Genomic DNA, 21,633 nt, shown 5'->3' with positions numbered 1-21,633 from the left:
TCGAAAGCTAATTTTACAAAAAAATATCTCAAAAAGGTTTATACATTTCTGCATTCTCCTCTTTGAGATTTTATAATGAAAGTTGTACTTCCTTCTTTGATAACATTAATGTTGTCATTATCGCTTATTTCTTGTGGCGCTAAAAAAGACCTATATTCTGCACAAAATGATGCTACTATTAAACCTTCAATTAGATATAAAACTCATTCTGAAATTGAACCTTGCTTTATGTCGCTTTCAACTTCTTTATTACCATGATTCAAAAATGCATTTAGAATTACAGCAGTTACAGATGCTGAAACTATACCACTACTAAAAATTGACTTGAAAAATATTGGTGTTTGGTCAAGTAAAGTAGGTACAGCAGTGATTCCAAGCCCTATACCAATAGAACAAGCAACAACCATCATATTTGCATTATTATTAAAATCTACACCCTGAAGCATTTGAATACCTGCAACAGCAACCATTGCAAACATTATTGTTGTAGCTCCACCTATAACAGGCTGTGGAATAATAGTAGCTAACGCTGCAAATTTAGGAATCAATCCTAGTGAAATAAGAATGATACCAGATGCTATAACAACAAAACGACTTCTTACTTTACTTAGAGCTAAAAGCCCTAAGTTCTGATTGAATGTTGTATATGGGAATGAATTAAAGATACCACCTAAGAGTGTTGAAATTGCTTCTGCTCTAAGTCCACGTACAATATCTTTTTCAGTAATATCCTTTTCACAAACTTTACCAATTCCAAGGAATGTACCTGTTGATTCAATCATTACTGTTAACATGACAAATGTCATCATAATTATTGAACCAATGTTGAATTGTGGTAATCCAAAATTAAAAGGGTGAACAATACTTATCCATTTTGCATTTGTTACCACTGAAAAATCTACTTTACCCATAAATGCAGCAACTATTGTTCCTAAAATAATACCATTCAAAACAGAAATTGCTTGAAAAAATCCCTTTAGAAATTTATTAGATATTAGAACAATAATCATTACAAATGATCCTAGTATAAGATTTTCTATACTTCCAAAATCTTTAGTTCCTGAACCACCACCCATACTAGTAACTCCAACATTTACTAAAGAAAGACCAATCATTGTAACTACTGTTCCTGTTACAACAGTAGGGAAAAATTTCAATACTTTTCCATACAATGGTGCTACTAGTAAAACAATAATTGCAGCTACTATTATAGAACCATAAGCTGTTTGCATTCCTAAGTTTTTACCAATAATAATCAATGGACCAACTGCAGCAAATGTACAGCCTAAAATTGCTGGCAGCTTAATACCAACATATGGACCTATACCAATTGCTTGTATTAAAGTTGCAATACCACAAGTAAACAAATCTGCAGCTACCAAAAATGCCAATTGCTCTGGGGTTAGACCTACAGCACCACCAATTATTAATGGTACTGCAACTGCACCTGCATACATTGCTAGTACATGTTGCAAGCCTAAGATAGCAAGCTGACTTGCTGGTAGCATTTCATTTACTTTATCCTCTTTTTTAATATTATTTTGTGACATAATTAACCTCCTCAATAAAATTTTGTAATAATAAAAGTCTTTCATTATTCTCTTTAACTCAAGTATCCTATTAAAAAATAGATAGGTTGTCTCTTCACCTTCGTTAATCTGAAGTCAGTCCTCCACCATAAGAACTGACTTTTTAATCTTTCATTATTGCTATTTTATAGTCAACTATTTCTGGCACATAACCATTATTTAACTTTAGTGTAGAATTCACAATATATAATACAAAAATACATAATTTACATTTATTCTTAATGTTTCTATACTATTCGATTGTTGCAATAACTTCTATTTCAATAACTGCATCCATTGGTAATTTAGCTATTTGAACGCAACTTCTTGCTGGTGGATTTTCTTTAAAATATGTTCCATAAACTTCATTTACTGCTGCAAAATCATTTAAATCTTTTACAAATACAGTTGTTTTAAATACTTTATCCATACTTGTTCCTGTTTCTTCTAATATGGCTTTACAATTTTCTAAGCTTTGTCTAGTTGCTGATTTTATTTCAGTTTCTAAAACTTTTGTTTCTGGATTTAATGGTAGTTGACCTGAAGTATATATTAATCCTTGAGCTACTACTCCTTGTGAGTATGGTCCTATGGCTGCTGGTGCCTTTTGAGTTGTAATTATTTTTTTCATTTTAATTCTCCCCATCTTGTTATATTTTTTATCAAATGAATACTTTACTGAAAATTCAATTTCAGAAATATTTTTCAGACTAAATTCTATCCCATAGTTTTTGACTAACTTTTCTGGCTTCATTTAATATTTCATCTTCATTAACATTAAGAAGCTTACCATTCCTAACTATTATTTTTCCATTTACTATTGTTGTGTCAACAGATTTTCCCATCATTCCAAATAAAACATGGGAATTGTAATTACTTTCATTCATTGGAGTTAATGGATTGTAATCTACTATTATTACATCTCCATTGGCTCCCTTTTCTATAATTCCAAATTTCCCTGCAAAATGCCTTTCTGCAATCTTTCTATTATTTTCAAATAGCATTAAAGGTACTTCACCCCAAGCAACTGATGGATCTTTTAAATTATGCTTATGAATTATATTGGCAACCTTCATGGACTCAAACATATCTTGAGTATATCCATCTGTTCCAAGTCCTACAGTTACACCTTTCTTTATTAGGTTAAGTGCTGGTGATACACCTACTGCATTACCCATATTTGATTCAGGATTATGAACTACAGATGTATTTGTATTAAAAATTAATTCTTTCTCATTTTCATCTGCATGTACACAATGAACTGCAATAGTCTTTTCTCCTAATATATTAAAATCATTAAGCCTCTCTACTATTCTCTTTCCATACTTTTCTACACATTGCTCTTCATCTGCTAATCCCTCAGCTACATGAATATGATATCCACAATTTAATTTTTCAGCTTCTTTTACACATTTTTTTAAAGATTCATCAGACAATGTAAAACTTGCGTGCATTCCAAACATTGCAGACTTCATATTATCATTATTTTCATTGCAATAATTTATATAATCTACATTTTCTTTAATTCCATTTTCTAAAACTTCTTCTCCATCTCTATCAGAAACTTCATAACAAAGTGATGTTCTAATCCCAAGTTCTTCTGCTACCTTTCCAATTGTAAAAAGACTGTCTTTAACAGCATTTGGACTTGCATGGTGATCAAAAAATGTTGTTACTCCAAACTTTAAACTATCCATTAATGTTGTATAAGCACTATACTTTATATCTTCTAAAGATAAGTTTTTATCTAATCTCCACCATAAATTATTTAATACATCTAAAAAATTCTTAGATATTGGACCATCTAAATTCATCCCTCTTGCAAAAGCACTATATATATGTCCATGAGTATTTATAAGACCTGGCATTATAACTTTTTCCTTTGCATCAATATATTCTACATTCTTATATTTATCTAAGATATCATTAGTATTTCCATAGTCAATTATCTTACCATCATTTATAACTAATGCACCATCTTCTATAAATGGATTTTCTTTGTTTTGAGTTATTAGTCTTCCATTTCCTACAACTTTCATAAAAAATTCCTCCCATATCTTCTCAATATTATACCAACTGTCGCATTCTAATATAATTTTAAGTGTTAATATTTCCCATCCCATACTATTTCTCTATATTTATCTGGATCTGTATCTCCTTCTGTACTAAATAAAAGCACTCTTGAATTTTCATCTAACTCCAAAGCTTCTTTTAGATCTTTGTATTCATTATTAGTCATAATCTCATATAAAGCACCAGTAGTTACTGCTCCTGATTCACCTGATATTACACCTGTATCTCCTTTTAGTGGATTTCCAAGAATTCTCATTCCCTTAGCAGCTACCCAGTCAGGACATGAAATAAATGCTTTTGAATAATTTTTTAATATTTTAAAACCAATTGTGTTTACTTCTCCACATGCAAGACCAGCCATTATTGTTTGCATATCTCCTCCAACAGCTCTTGCTTCTCCATCATTTGCTATTGCAGATTTATAGTAACAATCGGCAAGATTTGATTCTACTACTACAGTCTTTGGACAACCCTCACCGTATTCTGAAGCAAAAAATCCTTGAACTGCTCCTGCTAAAGAACCAACACCAGCTTGTACAAAAATATGAGTAGGCTTTAGAACATTAAGGTCCTTCAATTGTTCACTTGCTTCTAATGCCATTGTTCCATATCCTTGCATTATCCATGCTGGAATTTTTTCATAACCTTCCCATGCAGTATCTTGAATAATTATGCCATTATGTTCTTCTGCATATTTATTTGCAAGCCTTACAGCATCATCATAGTTAAGTTCTGTAATACTAGCTTCTGCGCCTTCTGCTTTTATATTGTTTAATCTTATAATTGAAGAACCCTTTGGCATGAAAACTACTGATTTTTGTTTTAATCTATTAGCTGTCCATGCAACTCCTCTTCCATGGTTACCATCTGTTGCTGTTACAAAAGTTATATCTCCAAGCTTTTCTTTAATATCTGTGCAAGTCATTTTTGCATATGGTAAAGCTTCAATATCTTCACCTAGTTTATATGCTAAATATTTTCCCATAGCAAATGAGCCACCTAATACTTTAAATGCATTTAATCCAAATCTATAAGATTCATCCTTTAAATATATTCCACCTAATCCAATTTTCCTAGATAACTCTTCTAGATTTACTAATGGTGTCTTATCATATTCTAAAAAACTTTCATGAAAATTCTTAGCTTTTGAAACTTCTTCTTTACTAAGGAATTTTATACTTTCTTCTTTATCAGTTTTAGGTAAGGCATTTTCTTTCCATAATATTCTTTCCATCATAATTCCCCCATTAAATTAATTTTCATCTCACTCACAATGTAACATTTTAAATTTCAAACAAATCTATAAAGCTATAACTACTGCTGTCAAATAAGCCTCTGTCAGTTATTTTCAAATATGGTATTACTGGCAATGCCATAAAAGCCAGTGTTAGAAATGGATCTACTTCGTTTTTAACTCCATATTTTCTTGCCAATAAATTTAATTTACTGATCTTATCAATTACAATTTCTGGGCTTTCACATGTCATAAGTCCTCCTATTGGTAAACTCAAAAAATCTAACAACTTACCATTAGATACAATGACAATTCCCCCATCTTTACTAATAATACTATTTACAGCAATCTCCATATCTTTGTCATTATCACCTATTACAATTATATTATGTGAGTCATGGGCAATTGTTTGAGCTATTGCAGCTCCTCTTAATCCTAACCCTTCAATAAATCCTACACTGTGTTTTTCAGTATTTTTATGCCTTTCTATTACTGCTATTTTATTAATAACTTCTTCTGCTTGTACTACTTTTTTTATTAACCTATTTTCAACACTAATTTTTCTTTTTTCTTTTGTAGTTTCCAAGGAACCAGGCTTTACCTTTATAACATTAACTTCCTTGCCCTTTGCTTCTATATGAAATAAATCTTTTTTTATAAAATCAAGTTTTACTGATTTTTTACTAGTTACTTTTGAATATGTTTCTTTATTTCTATAAATTTCTCCATTTTTAATTACATCTTTTATGATTAATTTATTTATATCTTTAAAAATTACAAGATCGGCCTTAAAGCCTGGAGCAATCGCTCCTCTATCTCTTAAATTATAGCAATTAGCTGCATTATAAGAAGCAATTGTATATGCTTTTATTGGATCAAGACCTTCCCTGATAGCAATTCTTATACAGTTATCTATACTTCCCTCGTCCATAATATTTTCAATATGTCTATCATCAGTACAAAATAAAAATCGATTATAATTTTTATCATCCACTGCTGGCAATAGATCAATAAGATTTCTGGCAGCTGAGCCCTCCCTAAGCAAAACATGCATACCAAGTCTTACTTTCTCCAAAGCCTCATCTACATCTGAACATTCATGATCTGTACAAATTCCAGCACATAAATATGCATTAAGTTCTGAAATACTAACTTTAGGACAGTGTCCGTCAATGTTCTTATGACTTTTACATGTCATAAGGATTTTTTGCAGCATACTTTCATTACATGCTGTAACTGCATTCACATCCATTACTTCTCCAAGTCCTAATACTTTTTGATTATCTATAAATCTGCTTAACACATCAGCTTTAAGTACTGCGCCATTATCCTCAAATTCTAATGCTGGAACACAAGAAGGCAGCATAATAAAAGTATCAATAGTTCCTTTTGCACTATTTTGCAGCATGAATTCTATACCTTCTTCGCCTAAAACATTTGCAATTTCATGTGGATCAGCAATAATGCTTGTGACACCTCTTTTAATAACCAAATTAGAAAAGATTTCTGGTGTGACCATGGAAGATTCAATATGCACATGTGCATCTATAAAACCAGGAGCAACAAACAATTCACTACAATCAATTTCACAAATACCATCATACTTACCAATACCTATAATAGTATACTTGTTTATTGCAATATCATTAATTTCAATTTTTTGAGTAAATACATTTATTATTGAAGCATTTTTTAATACGAGAGCTGCCTTTGTCCTAGCCATAGCAGCATTAATGTTATTTTTGATTTTCTCCATTATTATCCCCCCATATATTCCAACTATAATATTTAAGAAGATTTTTAATATACAGCATGATGTTAATCGCTTCAATCACTTAATTAAAAGCGATTGAAGCGTCAAACTACTTCTTAAGTCTATTCAAAAGGAAGTAAAATATATCTTAGAATGAACAATAAAGCAAGTATATATACTATTGGATGAAGTTCCTTTTGCCTGCCTGTAGCTATTTTTGTTATTGGATAAAAGATCATAGCAGCTGCAATTCCATTAGCTATACTATACGTAAAAGGCATTAATGCTATAGCAAAAAATGCTGGAACTGCTTCTGTAAAATCATTGAAATCTATCTTAACAATTGCTGACATCATCAAAACTCCTACTATTACAAGTGCTGGTGCTGTAGCTTCTCCAGGAACTATACCAACAAGACCTGAGAAAAATAGTGATAAAATATACAATATACCTACTGTTACCGAAGTAAGTCCAGTTCTTCCTCCTTCTGAAACACCAGACGTAGATTCAACATATGTGGAAACCGTACTTGTCCCCAAAAATGAACCTACTGTTGTTGCTACTGCATCACATAAAAGGGCTTTTCTCATTCTTAAAACCTTACCATTTTCGTCAAGCATTCCAGCTTTTGTTGCAGTTCCAACTAGGGTTCCTATAGTATCAAAAAGGTCTACTAGACAAATAGTTATAACAACCATAATAACACTAAGAATTGCACCTCCTATTGAAGTACCACCTTTGGAAAATAAACCAGCAAAATCAAATGCTGCAAAAGTAGGGGCAATTGATGGCGGTGCACTAAAAACATGTAAATTTTCTAGTGATGTAATTTTGAATGGAATTCCTATTATTGTGGTTGAAATTATTCCAATAAGAATCGAACCTTTAACACCTCTAGACATTAAAATAGCAGTTATTATAATTCCTATTATAGCAAGTAATGTTCCTGGTTTTGCAAAATTTCCAAAGCCAACGAGTGTAGCTTGATTTGCAACTATTAGTCCGCCAGATTTCAAGCCAATAAGAGCTATAAAGAGTCCAATACCTCCAGAAATTGCGTACTTAAGATTTTGTGGTATTGCATCAACTATCTTTTCTCGTATTGATGTTACTGTAATAATTATAAATAATATTCCTGACATTAATACGCATGATAATGCCTGATGCCATGTAAATCCTAATGTTAAACATACGGTATAAGTAAAAAATGCATTAAGACCCATCCCAGGAGCTTGCGCAAAAGGAAGGTTGGCATAAAGACCCATTATTAATGTACCAACAGCAGCGGCTAGACATGTAGCCACAAAAACTGATGCTACTATTGGATCAGAGCCTACACCAAACTTTGCAGCTGCATCACCTACTGCATTTTCAGAGTTCATTCCAGCTATTTTTAGTACATTAGGGTTAACAAATATAATGTATGCCATTGTAACAAAAGTAGTAATTCCAGCAAGTATTTCTGTCTTTACATCTGAGTCATTTTCCTTCAAGTGAAAATAGCTTTCCAAAAATGATGATTTTTGTTTGGTTACATTTGTTTTCATAAAATATCCCCCTTAAAATTATACCTAGTGTTAACGCATTGCTGTCTCATTTTCTAACTTCTTGCTTCAGCAAGAATTGCACAATCCCCCCTCATAATGATATATAACCTCTTAGCTTAAAAGAGTAAGGCATATGAAAGACAATAACAATTCCAAAATGCGATGTATATTGACTTGTTATTTCTTTGAATATGCCTAAACACTATAGTCTAGAATAATTATTTAATTAGGTTATATGTATTAGTCCATACATTACTGCATATTTCAGTAATTCATTCTTCGAGTTTTTTATTTGGTCTTGGGCTATATTATGTATATCATTACCCAAGACCATCATAGGATATTTTATATCTGCTTGTAATATCAAGTGAAACTTGATTCAGGTGGGGTTTGATCCCCATCTGAGTCTTAGTTGAACCTATCCAGGAGCGTGCAGCCGTTATCTCCCACTTAAGCAGAGAACCTAAATCTATGATTTAGTGTGAATCGCTTACTCATCTGACTTTAGGAAGAGTAGTTTCATCTATAGTAGGAGTATTACGGATGCTAGCTATCGGATAAATTGCATTATAGAAAATATTTTTATTATTTTCTATTACAACTCTCTAAATTTTAATATTAAAGCATGTAATCATATTTATCTATACAAGTTTGAATTACACTGACCATTTCTTTTGAAATAGCTGTGTCCTTCCCTATAGTATAATTTATAATTCTGCCTTCTTCAGTTCTTATTAGGCAAATACCTTTTTTTATATTTTCAATAAAGAACCCCTTGTTTTCGCTATTTTCTAATTCTTCTTTACTCCAGAAAACTGTTATTTTATCCTTATATGGATTTCCCTTATGAGGACAGAAAATACCGCAGTTACCGCATTCATTGCACATACCATCTAAATGTACAATCTGATGAGTCGAAGCAAAATCACCATTTACCTTAATCGCTACATTGGCTCTATTAGGACAAACATCAACGCATAATTCACAAATTTTATTACAAGATAAACATCTACCAGCCTCTTTTTCAATAGACTTAGGATCTTCTAAGATTCCCTTCCTGTCATATAATATTTTTTCATTAAAACAAGAACTTTTTAGTTTGAAATCAGAGCTTAGACCTTCTTTTATTAGAATATCTTTTGTAACTGTTTTTGCATCTGCTATTGCATTAACAATTGTAGATGGACCTTTTTTCAAATCACCAATAACATAAACATTTGCTATATTGGTTTCTAATTTTTCATTAACTATTGGAAAATTATTAGAGTCTAAATTCATTTCATTTTGTCTTAATAAATGACTATCAATTTTTTCACCTGTTGCAATAATAACTGTATCTGTATCCACCATGGTTATTTCTCCAGTTCCTATTGAGCTTCTTCTTAAAGAAGCATCACTATCACCTAAAATCATTTTTTCGCAAGTAAGTTTGCCATCTTTAATAGAAATCGGTGAAAGGAGTTCTTTAAGTAAAATACCTTCGGAAATAACAAGTTCTATTTCTTCATTATCAGCTGGCATATATTTTTTAGTTCTTCTGTATATAATAGAAACTTTTTCTACTCCACTCACTCTTTTAGCAACGCGCGCTGCATCCATTGCAACATTTCCTCCACCAATAACACAAACATTTTTACCTAGAGAAATCTTTCCTTTTTGTTTTTTATATTTTTCTAAAAATGAAATAGCACTAATTGCTTTATTCTCGCAATCGCTTAATGAAATCTTTCCTGGTTTCCAGGCTCCTATAGCTAAAACTACATAATCATATTCTTTTTTTAATTCATTTAAGCTAAGGTTTTCATCAATAGAAAATTCAAATTTTACCCCTTGCTTTTTAATCATCTCAAAATCTTTTTTAATCATTTCAGAAGAAATTCTAAACTCTGGTATAACGTGCTCTACCACACCCATTGCACTTTCCTTCTTATCCCTTACTGTAACATCCACACCATTTCTTCTTAAGAAAAGAGCTGTGGAAAGTCCTGCAGGACCTGCTCCAATGACCACAACTTTTTTGCCAGTTCTAATATCTGCTGATTTAATAGCCAGAGTGAATTTATCCTGTGCATTCAAAACAGCAATCTTTTTCAAATCTCTAATTAAAACAGATTCATCGTAATCAAGTCTAGTACATTTAGACTGGCACTTATGATTACAAATAGTTGCTGTAATAGCTGGTAATGCATTGTCTATAGCAATTACTGAAAAAGCTTCATCGTATTTTTTTTCGCCCACTAAAACTACATATTGTGGAATTTGCTGATTAATTGGACATCCTTTAGTACAAGGTGCTATTGCACAATCATAAACTTTGAGGTTAGAATTAAGTTTTCTGCTATTAACAAGGCGTAGCTCTTTCCTATAATGTTTATCATTAATAGCTTGCTTTGCTAAGTCCTCCAAAATTTCTATATTGATTCCTGATAATTTACAATCAAGCTGTTTTTCAACTTTTTTAGCCATTTGTGTTATTCTTTCATAACCACCTGGCTTTAATATAGATGTTGCAAATGTTATTGGACTAATTCCCGTAGATAATATCTTATCAATATTAAAGAAATCAGCTCCACCTGAATATGAAATTTGTAAGTCTCCATCAAATTCTTTAGCCAATTTGCTAGCTAGTGATATAGATAATGGAAAGAGCGCACGTCCTGACATGTACATTTCTTCCCCTGGTAATTCATTATTTATAATTTTTGTTGGTAATGTATTAGTTAGTTTAACTCCTATTTCTAGCTTTAGTTTCTTTGCAAGCATTTTTAAACGTTTTAACATTGTAACGCCATCTGAATACTGCAAATCATTTATAAAGTGTTCTCCATTTAGAACTATATAGTCATAACCCATATCTATTAAAGTTTCTCTAACGAACTTTTCGCCTAGTAGAGTTGGATTCATTTTAATATAAGTGTATAATCCTTTTTCTTCAAGAAAATAACTAGCAATTCCTTCAATTTCATTGGCAGGGCATCCGTGAAGTGTAGATATTGTAATAGATGAACAAATAATAGGTGAAATATCTTCCAAATCTTCCTTCGTAAATTCATCGAACATATCTATATGAGAAAGAAGTGTTTCTTTGCATTCTCTCCAAATTTCTGTAGAAGATGCATTACGCATTCCTTCAATATAAGCATCTATTTTAGGAGATTTTATGCCTTTTAAATCATATCCTACACTCATGTTGAACATAAAATCTCTTTCCTTATCAAATTTAAGCTCTTTCATCAAAACATGAAGTAAAAACCATGCTTTTACATATTCATCAAAAGCTTCTGACACTTTTAATTCTGTAGACCACTCTACGTTGTAACCCTCATCTTGTGCGTTGATGCATGGTTTAGCAACTGTAATATCTTCTCCATCAATAACTTGTACCGTTTTTAATTCAATAAAACGACTTCCCGTTAAATATGAACAAACAATATTTTGTGCTAATTGAGAATTTGGACCTGCTGCTGGTCCAAGTGGTGACGCAAGTTTTTTATTGAATAAAGTAATTGATTTTCCAGTTTCATTATAATAAAATTTATCTTTATGCACTCCAAAAATAGATTCCTTTTCCTTTAACTCTTTAGTTATCCAAGTTAGCATCTTTTCAAAAGGAATACGTTGCATCTTATCACTCATAAATAGTCCTCCTATGATTTTAATATTGTTTTGGTTCTTCTATTTTTTTGCCTGCTACATATCTTTCTTTAATATTTCTGTCATCACCAGTGTAAATAAATTTTTCTAATCTTTCCTCCATTGATAATGGGTTGAATATGGATAAGTTGCTATCATCAATAATTAGGGCATCAAACTCATAGCCTTCTTCAAAACTTCCTACTTTTCCAAAAAATTTTCCGCCACCTTTTGTTGATAAATAAAATAATTCTGCTGTGGTTAAAGGCTTATCTGTTCTATTACTTTCTAACCATTTTAACTTTGACACCATGGCACTGCTTACAATTGCATTTATCATGGATACACTATATCCACCTGATACATCCGTTGCAAGTCCTATATTTAAACCTCTCTCTAGCAGTTTTCTAATAGATGCAATACCACTTGATAAATTGCCATTTGAATTAGGACAGTGGGCTACGAAAACTTCGTTCTTCACCATTAGTTCAATTTCATCTTCTTCAAGCCAAATACAATGAGCCATTATAGTCGGACAATCTCCAAATAATCCTGCTTCATCATAGACACTGGCATAATTTTTTAATTTAGGGTGTAATTTTTTTACGAAACTAATTTCGCTTAAATTTTCACTCAAATGAGATTGAACTGGAACATTATATTTTTTCGCCAATTCTCCAAGGCTTTTTAAAAGCTCAAAGCTACATGTTGGAACAAATCTTGGTGTAATAATGGGTTTAACCAATTCATATTTATGATCATATTCCTCTAATAGTTCTTTAGTATTATCAATTGATTCCTCAGTACTTTCTAATAAATACTCCGGTGCATTTCTATTCATATTAACTTTTCCTACATATGCACCCAACCCTGCTTCTGCAAACAAATCCATTAATAACTTTGTTGTATTCTTATGAATGGTAGCAAAAACACAAGAACGAGTAGTTCCATGCTTCCATAGACTTCTTATAAAAGCTGAATACACTTTTTTTGCATAGCCGCTATCAGAATATTTTTTTTCTTCTGGAAACGTATATGAATCTAACCATGGCATAAGTTCCTTATCTAGTCCTAAACCTAAATTAGGAAACTGCGGTGCATGTGAATGAAGGTCAACAAATCCTGGTATTATGAGTGCATGTCCATAGTCTAAAATCTTTAGTTCGCTAAATTTTTCAGGTAACTCTTTAAAAACACCTTTAACAAGTTTGCCTCCAACAACAATATATCCATTTTCAAATATTTCATATTTACCTAAATCTTTAGTGAAAATAATATTACCTTTAACAATAAACTCATCTTGCATTACAAGACCTCCTAATAAAATACACTGTAATACTCTTAATCCTCATTACTATTTAAATAGCTATAAAGTGAATATTTTGATATATCATAAAACTTTGAAATTTTATCTCCTGATCTTTTAATTAAAAGTGCACCTTTGCTCTCTAAAAATTTAATGGCTTTCATTTTATCTTCTTTAGTCATAACTGAAACAGGTTTTCCAATTAATTCATATGATTCCTCAATTAAATCTTCAAGAAGTTGGTTAACATCTGTTGGAATTGCAACATTAGCCTCATCATTGTTTTTTATTTCCTTCATGGAAATAAAGTCACTCATAATCTTATTAGATACCATTAGTTGAGTAATATCATAATTAATACAAAGAAGTGCTTTAGCTTTACCATTTTTATCTGGAATGCATATGGTAGTAGATTTTAAAATACGTCCATCATTTGTACGGGTGCTATAACTATAATGATCCTCATGTTGAAGATTAGAATGAATTGTTTCCATTGCAATTCGCGATGCAACATCCCCAATCTTACGTCCTGTAACATGTCCATTTTCAATTGCTATAATGCTGTGTTCATATCCTGCTTTTAAATCATGAATCGCCACTTCACAATCTGACCCAAACTCTTCTGCAATACCTTTAATAAGCCTTTTTAAAAAATCCAAATCGTCATATACACTCATGGTCAAATCTCCTTTATTACTCTATATCTAAATTATTAAATTTATAAATCTCAATAAATAATTCAAAGCATAGCAACTAACCATTGTGGTTGCTATTGTTAATATATTGAATAGTACTTTCCTATTGTTCCATTATTTTTCTTTTAATAAATTCTCCATTACCTTTTTTACCAAAAAATTTATTATTTTTATAAGCTACTTTGCCATTCTGTATTACAGTATCAATTTCTCCCTTTAATTTCATTCCTTCAAAGCATGTGTAATCTACTGCTCCATGAAGCATATTTCTTGTAATAGTATATTCAGGATTTGGATTAATAATAGTAATATCAGCATCTGCCCCAGGAATCAAAGATCCCTTTTTAGGATAAAGTCCATAAATTTTAGCAGGATTTGTACATAAAAGTTTTACAAAAAGATTAATTGAAATTTTCTTTTTCATAACACCTTCAGAGAAAATTACTACAACTCGTTCAGCAACTCCAGGAGCTCCATTAGGGCATTTTGTAAAATCATCTGCTCCCTTTTGCTTGTCCCCTTTTAGGTTGAATGAGCAATGATCAGTAGCAATTACATTAATTGCACCATCTTGAATTCCCTTCCAAAGAGCTTCTATGTCCTTCTTCTTACGTAAAGGTGGAGACATTACATATTTTAGTCCATTATTGTTTGGCTCAAAATATTTTTCCTCTGTCATTGTTAGGTACTGAGTGCAAGTTTCCGAAAAAATATTCTTTTGCCCCTGTGCTCTTGCTTTTCTTATCTCATCTAATCCCTTTTCAGTAGAAGTATGCACTATATAAATTGGGGCATCTCCCGCTAATGCTGCAAGATGTAATACTCTGCTAATTGCCTCAGCTTCACAGTGATCTGGTCGTGATTTTGCATGGTATATTGTTTCTACGCAGCCATTTGAAACATATTTTTCCCTAAGGTCATTTATAACATCATTATTTTCAGCATGTACAGCAATAATAATTCCTAATTCTTTTGCTTTTTGTAATACTTTTAAAATTGAACCATCATCTAGTTTAAAATCATATGTCATATAAATCTTAAAACTAGAAATTCCTTCCTTAGCCAAAGACTCCATATCAGATAAAACCCCATCATTTACATGCTGTATTACCCCATGGAATCCATAATCAATTACTGCTTTTCCATTAGCTAATTTATGATATTCGTCAATTTGGTGGCGAAGAACACATTTTGGGGGACCAAAAGCTACATGATCAACAATACTTGTAGTTCCACCACAAACTGCTGCAACAGTTCCAGTATAAAAGTCGTCTATTGAACGACTGTTTCCAGATTGCAAATCCATATGAGTATGAACATCCACTGCTCCAGGAATTACATACATTCCAGAAGCATCAATAATTTCTGCATTATCATCTGACAAATTTGCTCCAATACAAGATATTTTATTATTTTCTACCATAATATCTGAGTGATAGCTTTCTGATTCAGTCACTATCGTTCCATTTTTAATAATAATCATTCATAATCACATCTTTCACTTTAGGCACATTCAAAAAATAGCAGGTCCATTTGCCAGCCTATTTACCATCATGCTATGTCGGCAAATTGCCCTAATAGGCCCGCTATGAAGGCAATTCGTCTCCTTGCCTTATGAAAAATATTCGTGGCAACTTTGGACTTGTTATTTTCTTTCATATGCCTTACATTTTAAAGTGAGTTCCTGTTTTACCTAGAATTCCTTCATGTACTTTGTCTAAAAGCGTAATAATTGCAGTCCTTTCCTTTCCTGAAGAAACAAATTCTAAAGCTGCTTGTACTTTGGGAAGCATAGATCCTGGTGCAAATTGTCCTTCTTCAATATACTTTTTAGCTTTTTCTATTGTAAGTGAATCCAACCATTCAACATCTGGCTTACCAAAATTCACAGCAACTTTTTCTACTGCTGTTAGAATAATTAAACAATCTGCTTCTATCTCTTTAGCTAACAGCGCCGCCACAAAATCTTTATCAATTACTGCGGGTACACCTTTCAAATGATTGTTTTCTGTTTGAATAACTGGAATTCCACCACCACCGCATGCGATAACTATTTCTCCAGCTGATATTAATTCTAAAATCGTTTTCTTTTCAATTATATCAATTGGTTTTGGAGAAGAGACCACTTGTCTATATCCTCGTCCAAAGTCTTCTTTCATTATTAATCCAGTCTTTTCTAATTCTTCAGCTTCCTCTTTGCTATAAAAACGTCCTATTGGCTTTGTAGGATTTAAAAACGCGCTATCATTAGGATCAACAAGAGTTTGCGTAATAAGAGTTACTACAGGAATTTTTAAATTTCGTGATAAAACTTCTTCTCTAATTGCATTTTGTAAATCATATCCAATGTATCCTTGACTCATAGCAACGCATATTGTTAATGGCATTTGATCCATTTCTGAATTTATCATTCCTACTTGTGGTCCATTACCATGAGTTACAACTACTTGATTTCCACTTTCGATTAAATCTACAATACTTTTAGAAGTAATTTTTACAGATTCCATTTGTTCCTCTAATGTCTTTCCTAGTGCATTTCCTCCTAGTGCTATTACAATCTTGCTCACCACACCTGCCTCCAATTCTCTCTATATAAATATTAACCTTTAAATCTTGTATCCTCGCTTTGAGCCATTTTTTCTAAAACTTCTGCTGGATTCTTTACTTTTGCAAGAAGAATAATTGCTGCTATAACATACGGCTTGTAACTTGCTTCTTTATAAAGTGGATCTCTGTAACGATCGAATACAGAAACTTCAACTTCACCCTTTTCACAAGATAAACCACTAATATCAGCTGGTAAACAATGTAAGTAAAGTGCCTTTCCATCTTTAGTTGTTTTCATTAATTCTTCTGTACATTCCCAATCTGTATGCTCTGCATTTTGAGCAAGAAGTCTTTTCTCTAATTCTTTAATTCCTTCTAAATTACCTTCAGCATAAAGATCTGTACGTTCCTTCATTGCTTCAAAAGGAGCCCAACTCTTTGGATATACTATATCTGCATCTTTGAATGCTTCTGCTATACTATTAGTTTTTGTGAATGATCCGCCAGATTCTTTAGCATTATTACTAGCTACATTTAAAACGTCTTCCATTACTTCATAGCCTTCTGGATGTGCTAAGCAAACATCCATACCGAAACGTGTCATTAATCCTATAATACCTTGTGGTACTGACAATGGTTTACCGTAAGATGGTGAATAAGCCCAGGACATAGCTATTTTTTTACCCTTTAAATTTTCAATGCCACCAAACTCATGGATGATATGTAGCATATCTGCCATAGCTTGAGTCGGATGATCAATATCACATTGTAAATTTACTAATGTTGGTTTTTGTTCAAGAACACCATCTTTATGTCCTTCCTTTACAGCATCAGCAACTGTATGCATATATGCGTTTCCCTTTCCAATATACATATCATCACGAATTCCGATGACATCAGCCATAAATGAAATCATGTTAGCTGTTTCTCTTACTGTTTCACCATGAGCAACTTGGCTTTTACCTTCATCTAAATCTTGTACTTCAAGACCTAAAAGATTACATGCGCTAGCATAAGAAAAACGAGTACGTGTTGAATTATCACGGAATAATGAAATTCCAAGTCCGCTATCAAACAATCTTGTTGATTTATTGTTTTTACGTAATTCTCTTAATGCATCTGCTACTGCATAAACTGCCTTTAACTCATCTGTAGTTTTCTCCCAAGTAAGGAAAAAGTCATTTTCATACATTTCATCAATCTTCAGGTTTTTTAATTCATTTACATACTTATTAACAATACTCATAATTTTAACATCTCCTTTAATTTTCATTTATTTTCAGTATATAGAGTTGGAACAGCGGCATAAACTGCTGCACATGTTACTAAATCTGCTTTCCAAGTCTTTTCATTTGGAGCATGCGCCTGAGCTTCTGCACCAGGTCCAAATCCTATTACAGGAATTCCGTTACGTCCCATGATTGAAACGCCATTTGTTGAGAATGTCCATTTGTCAGTAAGTGGACGAGCTTTTCTCATGGTTTCAGTTTCAGAAACACCGATTCTTGTTGTGCCATAAAGACCTTTGTATGCTTCTTCCATTGCTTTTGTTACAATGTGATCTTCTGGAATTACCCAAGTTGGAAAGTAGCATTCAATTGGATATACTAACCCTGTGTAGCTTGGTCTATCATAGTTGTACATGCTTACTGTTGCATTGTATTTTTTAATAGCTGGAAGTTGACGAATTTCTTCTAAGCAGCTTTCAAAGGTTTCACCTGTTGTCATACGACGATCTAATGAAATTGAACATGAATCAGCTACAGCGCAACGGCTTGGTGAAGAATAGAATATTTGAGAAGTTGTAACAGTACCTCTTCCTAAAAAGTTAGCTTCTTTAAATTCTGGATTGTATTTTTCATCTAACATTTTTATTAAGCCTTTTATTTTTTTACCATCAGCTGCGTCATTTTCGTTAAGGTCACGAATGTTCATTAATATTTCAGCCATTTTGTAAATTGCGTTGTCTCCTCTTTCTGGAGCTGAACCGTGGCATGAAACTCCTTGTACATCAACACGAATTTCCATACGACCTCTTTGTCCTCTGTAGATACCACCGTCTGTTGGCTCTGTAGAAACTACAAATTCAGGTCTGATTTTATCTTCTTTAATTATATATTCCCAGCAAAGTCCGTCACAGTCTTCTTCTTGAACTGAACCAACAACTAATGCTGTGCATTTTTCATTTAAAAGGCCTAAGTCTTTCATTATTTTTGCACCATAAACAGATGAAACGATTCCACCTAATTGATCAGAAGTACCACGTCCACCTATTTCAGTTTCTGTTTCGTACCCTTCATATGGATCAAATCTCCAGTTATCTTTATTTCCTATACCAACTGTGTCAATATGAGCATCGAAGCCTATTAAAGTTTCTCCTGTACCCATATATCCTAAAATATTCCCCATTGGATCTATTTCTACTTTATCAAATCCAACACTTTCCATCTCTAGTGCTATTCTTTTTACAACACCCTCTTCTTCTGCACTTTCACCTGGAATAGCAACTAGATCACGGAGAAATTTTGTCATATCTTCTCTATAACTTTCAGACTTTGATTTAATTTGATCAAAATTCACACTCTCATCCCCTAACTAAAAAATTTTTTTTATACCAAATTTATTTTTATGATATAATCATACACCTTTCAAATTTGTTTGTAAATATATTCCATAATAACTTTTTTATAGAAAAAGAGTCTGAATTATTATTTTAATAATTCAGACTCTTTTTATTTAATTACTATAAAAAAAAATAACAAGTCAGTATGCTAGTATAGCCTTAAACCACTACAATATTATCTGAAGCTTTAATATAGCCCTCTTCTAATACCTTAGCAAATATTCCTTCTTTGGGCATTACACATTCCCCTACTAACTCCTTAATTTTGCACCCCTTATGACATTCCTTTCCAATCTGTGTTACTTCCAAAAGAACATCTCCAATTTTGAGTTTTGTTCCAACTGGGAGTTCATATAAGGTTAATCCTTCTGTTGTAATATTTTCAGCAAATTGTCCTGTAGATAGAGATTCAATTCCAACTGCTTTCATTTTTTTAATACTCTCAATTCCAAGTAAACTAACTTGTCTATGCCACTCCCCTGCGTGAGCATCTCCTAAAAGGCCATGATTAATTTTAAAGAAACCTTTTTCTATTGGATTTTTTGTAACACCTTTTTCCTCACTTATATTTATTGCAATAACTTTACTCATTATAATCCCTTCCTTTCAAATAATCCTGATTTTCCTCCACTTTTTTTAACAAGCATAATATTGTTTATAACCATTTCCCTATCAATAGCCTTACACATATCATAAATCGTTAATGCAGCCGTAGATACTGCAGTAAGTGCTTCCATCTCAATGCCAGTCTTTCCTACGGTCTTAGTTGTTGCAGTTATTTCAATTTTATTATTTTCAAAGTCAATTTTAAAGCTTATATCACAGCCAGATATCATTATAGGATGACACATTGGTATTATTTGTGGAGTATTCTTAGCACCCATTATTCCTCCTACCTGAGCTACTGCTAATACATCTCCTTTTGAAATTGTACCTTCTTTTATTCTTTCAAGTGTTTCTCTTTTCATAGAAACTGATCCAATTGCAACTGCTTCTCTTGATGTATCAACCTTTTCAGATACATCAACCATTTTAGCTCTTCCCTCTTCATTTATGTGTGTAAGTTCCATTTTCCTTATCCTCCTATCTGATACATCATCTTTCCACTTCTACTAGCATTTTCTTCTTGAAGATGATGTTCAAGTGGTTTATTAAAAATTGCTGATTTCAATTTCATTGTAAGTAACTCTTCATTATTTAAATATTCTCTAAGATCTATTTCTTCACTCGAATGAAGACATGGTTTAATTTTCCCTATAGATGTAAGCCTAATTTTATTACAATCTGGGCAAAACTTGCAGCTTATTGGACTGATGAAACCAATTTTTCCTTTTGCTCCTTGAAGCTTGTACAATTGAGCTGTGCTATTTTTTTCTGTTTCTATTTGAATTAACTCAGGATACTGTTTCAAAATTTCTGAGAAATCCACCTTACTTTCTTCATATAATTTAATACTTTCTCCTATTGGCATTAGTTCAATAAATCTTATTTCTACTGGCATTTCTTTAGTTAAGTTTAAGAAATCTATAATCTCGGTATCATTAACGCCTCTCATTAGAACTGTATTTATTTTTACAGGTTTTAGCCCAAGCGTTAAACACTTATCAATGCTTTCTAATACTTTATCTAAATTTCCTATTCTTGTAATACTCCTAAACTTATCTTCATTTAAAGTATCAAGACTTATGTTAACCCTTTTGAGTCCAGCCTTTTTTAAGTCTTCTGCCATATCAGATAACAAAATACCATTTGTAGTTATTGCAATATCATCTATACCAGGTAATCTAGAAGTTTCATATATTAGTTTATCAATGTCTTTCATTACCAGTGGTTCTCCACCTGTATATCTTACCTTATTAATACCAAGTGAGGCAGCTGACTTTACGATTTTTAAAATATCTTCAAAACGTAGAATATCGTCATGCTCTAAACTTTCGATGCCATCTTCTGGCATACAATAAATACATCTTAAATTACATCTATCTGTTACTGATACTCTTAAATAATTGATGTTTCTTCCTTGTTTATCCCTCATAAAACCACCCCATTCATTCAGTTAACAGTTAGCAATTAACAGTTAACAATTATTGTTAAATTTTTTATAGAATTTTCAAAATTTATATTTAAGAATTATTTTTCAATATTTAATCATTAAATTAACTTCTTGCACATTCACTAGCTTCTCCTGTAAGTATTGCAATACCATGTGGAATTGCAGGTAATACAAATTGGAGGTTTTCCACAGCACCCTTTGGACTTCCCGGAAGATTGATTATTAAGGTTTTTCCACGAATTCCTGAAATTGCTCTTGAAAGCATGGCCTTTGGTGTAATGGCAAGTGATTTCATACGCATAGCTTCACCGATCCCTGGAACATATTTCTCTATTACATTTTGAGTTGCCTCAGGAGTAACATCTCTTTTTGAAAATCCTGTTCCTCCATTAGTTAAAATTAAATCCACCTTTAGTTCATCACACAAATAAATTAATTCTTGTTCTATTTCCTGCATTTCATCTGGCACAATTTTATAAAAACTTATGCTATAATCCTTATCTCCTAATTCATGTTTTATTGCAGGGCCTGTCTCATCTACTCGTTCGCCTCTAGAGCCTTTATCACTTATAGTTAATATTGCAGTTTTTATCATTCTTAT

The 21,633-nt window shown here is 32.1% G+C and carries 17 protein-coding genes; all 17 read right to left on the bottom strand.

Features of this window, described 5'->3' with window-relative positions; translation table 11 throughout:
* Positions 1-203: 203 nt before the first annotated feature.
* The 17 genes from psyc5s11_RS12920 to psyc5s11_RS12840 all read right to left on the bottom strand — a co-directional run bounded on the left by psyc5s11_RS12920 (position 204) and on the right by psyc5s11_RS12840 (position 21,627).
* On the bottom strand, positions 204-1,550 hold the full coding sequence (locus psyc5s11_RS12920; protein ID WP_224037971.1) for a nucleobase:cation symporter-2 family protein: 1,347 nt from the start codon (positions 1,548-1,550) through the stop codon (positions 204-206).
* A 271-nt stretch (positions 1,551-1,821) separates the two neighbouring features.
* Positions 1,822-2,199, bottom strand: a complete 378-nt coding sequence (locus psyc5s11_RS12915) for a RidA family protein (RefSeq protein ID WP_224037970.1) — start codon at positions 2,197-2,199, stop codon at positions 1,822-1,824.
* Positions 2,200-2,278: 79 nt separating this feature from the next.
* Positions 2,279-3,607, bottom strand: a complete 1,329-nt coding sequence (gene ssnA / locus psyc5s11_RS12910) for a putative aminohydrolase SsnA (RefSeq protein ID WP_224037969.1) — start codon at positions 3,605-3,607, stop codon at positions 2,279-2,281.
* A 65-nt stretch (positions 3,608-3,672) separates the two neighbouring features.
* Positions 3,673-4,878 (bottom strand): diaminopropionate ammonia-lyase, encoded by a 1,206-nt coding sequence (gene dpaL / locus psyc5s11_RS12905; protein WP_224037968.1) that lies wholly within the window; start codon positions 4,876-4,878, stop codon positions 3,673-3,675.
* A 46-nt stretch (positions 4,879-4,924) separates the two neighbouring features.
* Positions 4,925-6,631 (bottom strand): adenine deaminase, encoded by a 1,707-nt coding sequence (gene ade / locus psyc5s11_RS12900; protein WP_224037967.1) that lies wholly within the window; start codon positions 6,629-6,631, stop codon positions 4,925-4,927.
* Positions 6,632-6,750: 119 nt separating this feature from the next.
* Positions 6,751-8,175 carry an NCS2 family permease gene (locus tag psyc5s11_RS12895; RefSeq protein ID WP_224037966.1) on the bottom strand — a complete coding sequence of 475 codons (1,425 nt, stop codon included), beginning with the start codon at positions 8,173-8,175 and terminating at the stop codon, positions 6,751-6,753.
* Positions 8,176-8,793: 618 nt separating this feature from the next.
* Positions 8,794-11,811, bottom strand: coding sequence for a putative selenate reductase subunit YgfK (gene ygfK, locus psyc5s11_RS12890; protein ID WP_224037965.1), 3,018 nt, complete (start codon positions 11,809-11,811; stop codon positions 8,794-8,796).
* A gap of 19 nt (positions 11,812-11,830) precedes the next feature.
* Positions 11,831-13,114, bottom strand: a complete 1,284-nt coding sequence (guaD, locus tag psyc5s11_RS12885) for a guanine deaminase (RefSeq protein WP_224037964.1) — start codon at positions 13,112-13,114, stop codon at positions 11,831-11,833.
* Between the two features lie 35 nt (positions 13,115-13,149).
* Complete coding sequence (locus tag psyc5s11_RS12880) at positions 13,150-13,791, bottom strand: helix-turn-helix transcriptional regulator (RefSeq protein ID WP_224037963.1); 642 nt, start codon at positions 13,789-13,791, stop codon at positions 13,150-13,152.
* 121 nt (positions 13,792-13,912) lie between these two features.
* Positions 13,913-15,292, bottom strand: a complete 1,380-nt coding sequence (gene hydA, locus psyc5s11_RS12875) for a dihydropyrimidinase (protein WP_224037962.1) — start codon at positions 15,290-15,292, stop codon at positions 13,913-13,915.
* A gap of 181 nt (positions 15,293-15,473) precedes the next feature.
* Complete coding sequence (gene arcC / locus psyc5s11_RS12870) at positions 15,474-16,379, bottom strand: carbamate kinase (RefSeq protein WP_224037961.1); 906 nt, start codon at positions 16,377-16,379, stop codon at positions 15,474-15,476.
* 29 nt (positions 16,380-16,408) lie between these two features.
* On the bottom strand, positions 16,409-17,602 hold the full coding sequence (gene ygeW / locus psyc5s11_RS12865) for a knotted carbamoyltransferase YgeW (RefSeq protein ID WP_224037960.1): 1,194 nt from the start codon (positions 17,600-17,602) through the stop codon (positions 16,409-16,411).
* A gap of 23 nt (positions 17,603-17,625) precedes the next feature.
* A complete protein-coding gene (locus tag psyc5s11_RS12860; protein ID WP_375542010.1) occupies positions 17,626-18,888 on the bottom strand; it encodes a YgeY family selenium metabolism-linked hydrolase in 1,263 nt (420 codons plus the stop codon).
* A gap of 250 nt (positions 18,889-19,138) precedes the next feature.
* On the bottom strand, positions 19,139-19,570 hold the full coding sequence (locus tag psyc5s11_RS12855; protein WP_224037958.1) for an MOSC domain-containing protein: 432 nt from the start codon (positions 19,568-19,570) through the stop codon (positions 19,139-19,141).
* Positions 19,570-20,049, bottom strand: a complete 480-nt coding sequence (gene moaC, locus psyc5s11_RS12850) for a cyclic pyranopterin monophosphate synthase MoaC (RefSeq protein WP_224037957.1) — start codon at positions 20,047-20,049, stop codon at positions 19,570-19,572. The genes psyc5s11_RS12855 and moaC overlap by 1 nt, the downstream gene beginning before the upstream one ends.
* A gap of 5 nt (positions 20,050-20,054) precedes the next feature.
* Positions 20,055-21,014: a GTP 3',8-cyclase MoaA gene (gene moaA, locus psyc5s11_RS12845; protein WP_224037956.1), complete on the bottom strand. Its 960-nt coding sequence runs from the start codon at positions 21,012-21,014 to the stop codon at positions 20,055-20,057.
* 121 nt (positions 21,015-21,135) lie between these two features.
* Positions 21,136-21,627 carry a MogA/MoaB family molybdenum cofactor biosynthesis protein gene (locus psyc5s11_RS12840; RefSeq protein ID WP_224037955.1) on the bottom strand — a complete coding sequence of 164 codons (492 nt, stop codon included), beginning with the start codon at positions 21,625-21,627 and terminating at the stop codon, positions 21,136-21,138.
* Positions 21,628-21,633 lie beyond the last annotated feature (6 nt).

The sequence above is a fragment of the Clostridium gelidum genome, assembly GCF_019977655.1.
GTDB classification, from domain to species: Bacteria; Bacillota; Clostridia; order Clostridiales; family Clostridiaceae; genus Clostridium; species Clostridium gelidum.
Note: the sequence above shows the minus strand (reverse complement) of the source record. Positions and strands in the feature narration are given on the sequence as shown.

What these genes read in the sequence shown, in the direction of transcription:
- ygfK (WP_224037965.1), bottom strand. Translation starts at nt 11,811, where the DNA reads ATGAGTGATAAGATGCAACGTATTCCTTTTGAAAAGATGCTAACTTGG.
- psyc5s11_RS12880 (WP_224037963.1), bottom strand. Translation starts at nt 13,791, where the DNA reads ATGAGTGTATATGACGATTTGGATTTTTTAAAAAGGCTTATTAAAGGT.
- psyc5s11_RS12840 (WP_224037955.1), bottom strand. Translation starts at nt 21,627, where the DNA reads ATGATAAAAACTGCAATATTAACTATAAGTGATAAAGGCTCTAGAGGC.
- psyc5s11_RS12915 (WP_224037970.1), bottom strand. Translation starts at nt 2,199, where the DNA reads ATGAAAAAAATAATTACAACTCAAAAGGCACCAGCAGCCATAGGACCA.
- ade (WP_224037967.1), bottom strand. Translation starts at nt 6,631, where the DNA reads ATGGAGAAAATCAAAAATAACATTAATGCTGCTATGGCTAGGACAAAG.
- dpaL (WP_224037968.1), bottom strand. Translation starts at nt 4,878, where the DNA reads ATGATGGAAAGAATATTATGGAAAGAAAATGCCTTACCTAAAACTGAT.
- psyc5s11_RS12920 (WP_224037971.1), bottom strand. Translation starts at nt 1,550, where the DNA reads ATGTCACAAAATAATATTAAAAAAGAGGATAAAGTAAATGAAATGCTA.
- ygeW (WP_224037960.1), bottom strand. Translation starts at nt 17,602, where the DNA reads ATGAGTATTGTTAATAAGTATGTAAATGAATTAAAAAACCTGAAGATT.
- psyc5s11_RS12895 (WP_224037966.1), bottom strand. Translation starts at nt 8,175, where the DNA reads ATGAAAACAAATGTAACCAAACAAAAATCATCATTTTTGGAAAGCTAT.
- hydA (WP_224037962.1), bottom strand. Translation starts at nt 15,292, where the DNA reads ATGATTATTATTAAAAATGGAACGATAGTGACTGAATCAGAAAGCTAT.
- ssnA (WP_224037969.1), bottom strand. Translation starts at nt 3,607, where the DNA reads ATGAAAGTTGTAGGAAATGGAAGACTAATAACTCAAAACAAAGAAAAT.
- moaA (WP_224037956.1), bottom strand. Translation starts at nt 21,014, where the DNA reads ATGAGGGATAAACAAGGAAGAAACATCAATTATTTAAGAGTATCAGTA.
- guaD (WP_224037964.1), bottom strand. Translation starts at nt 13,114, where the DNA reads ATGCAAGATGAGTTTATTGTTAAAGGTAATATTATTTTCACTAAAGAT.
- psyc5s11_RS12855 (WP_224037958.1), bottom strand. Translation starts at nt 19,570, where the DNA reads ATGAGTAAAGTTATTGCAATAAATATAAGTGAGGAAAAAGGTGTTACA.
- psyc5s11_RS12860 (WP_375542010.1), bottom strand. Translation starts at nt 18,888, where the DNA reads ATGACAAAATTTCTCCGTGATCTAGTTGCTATTCCAGGTGAAAGTGCA.
- moaC (WP_224037957.1), bottom strand. Translation starts at nt 20,049, where the DNA reads ATGGAACTTACACACATAAATGAAGAGGGAAGAGCTAAAATGGTTGAT.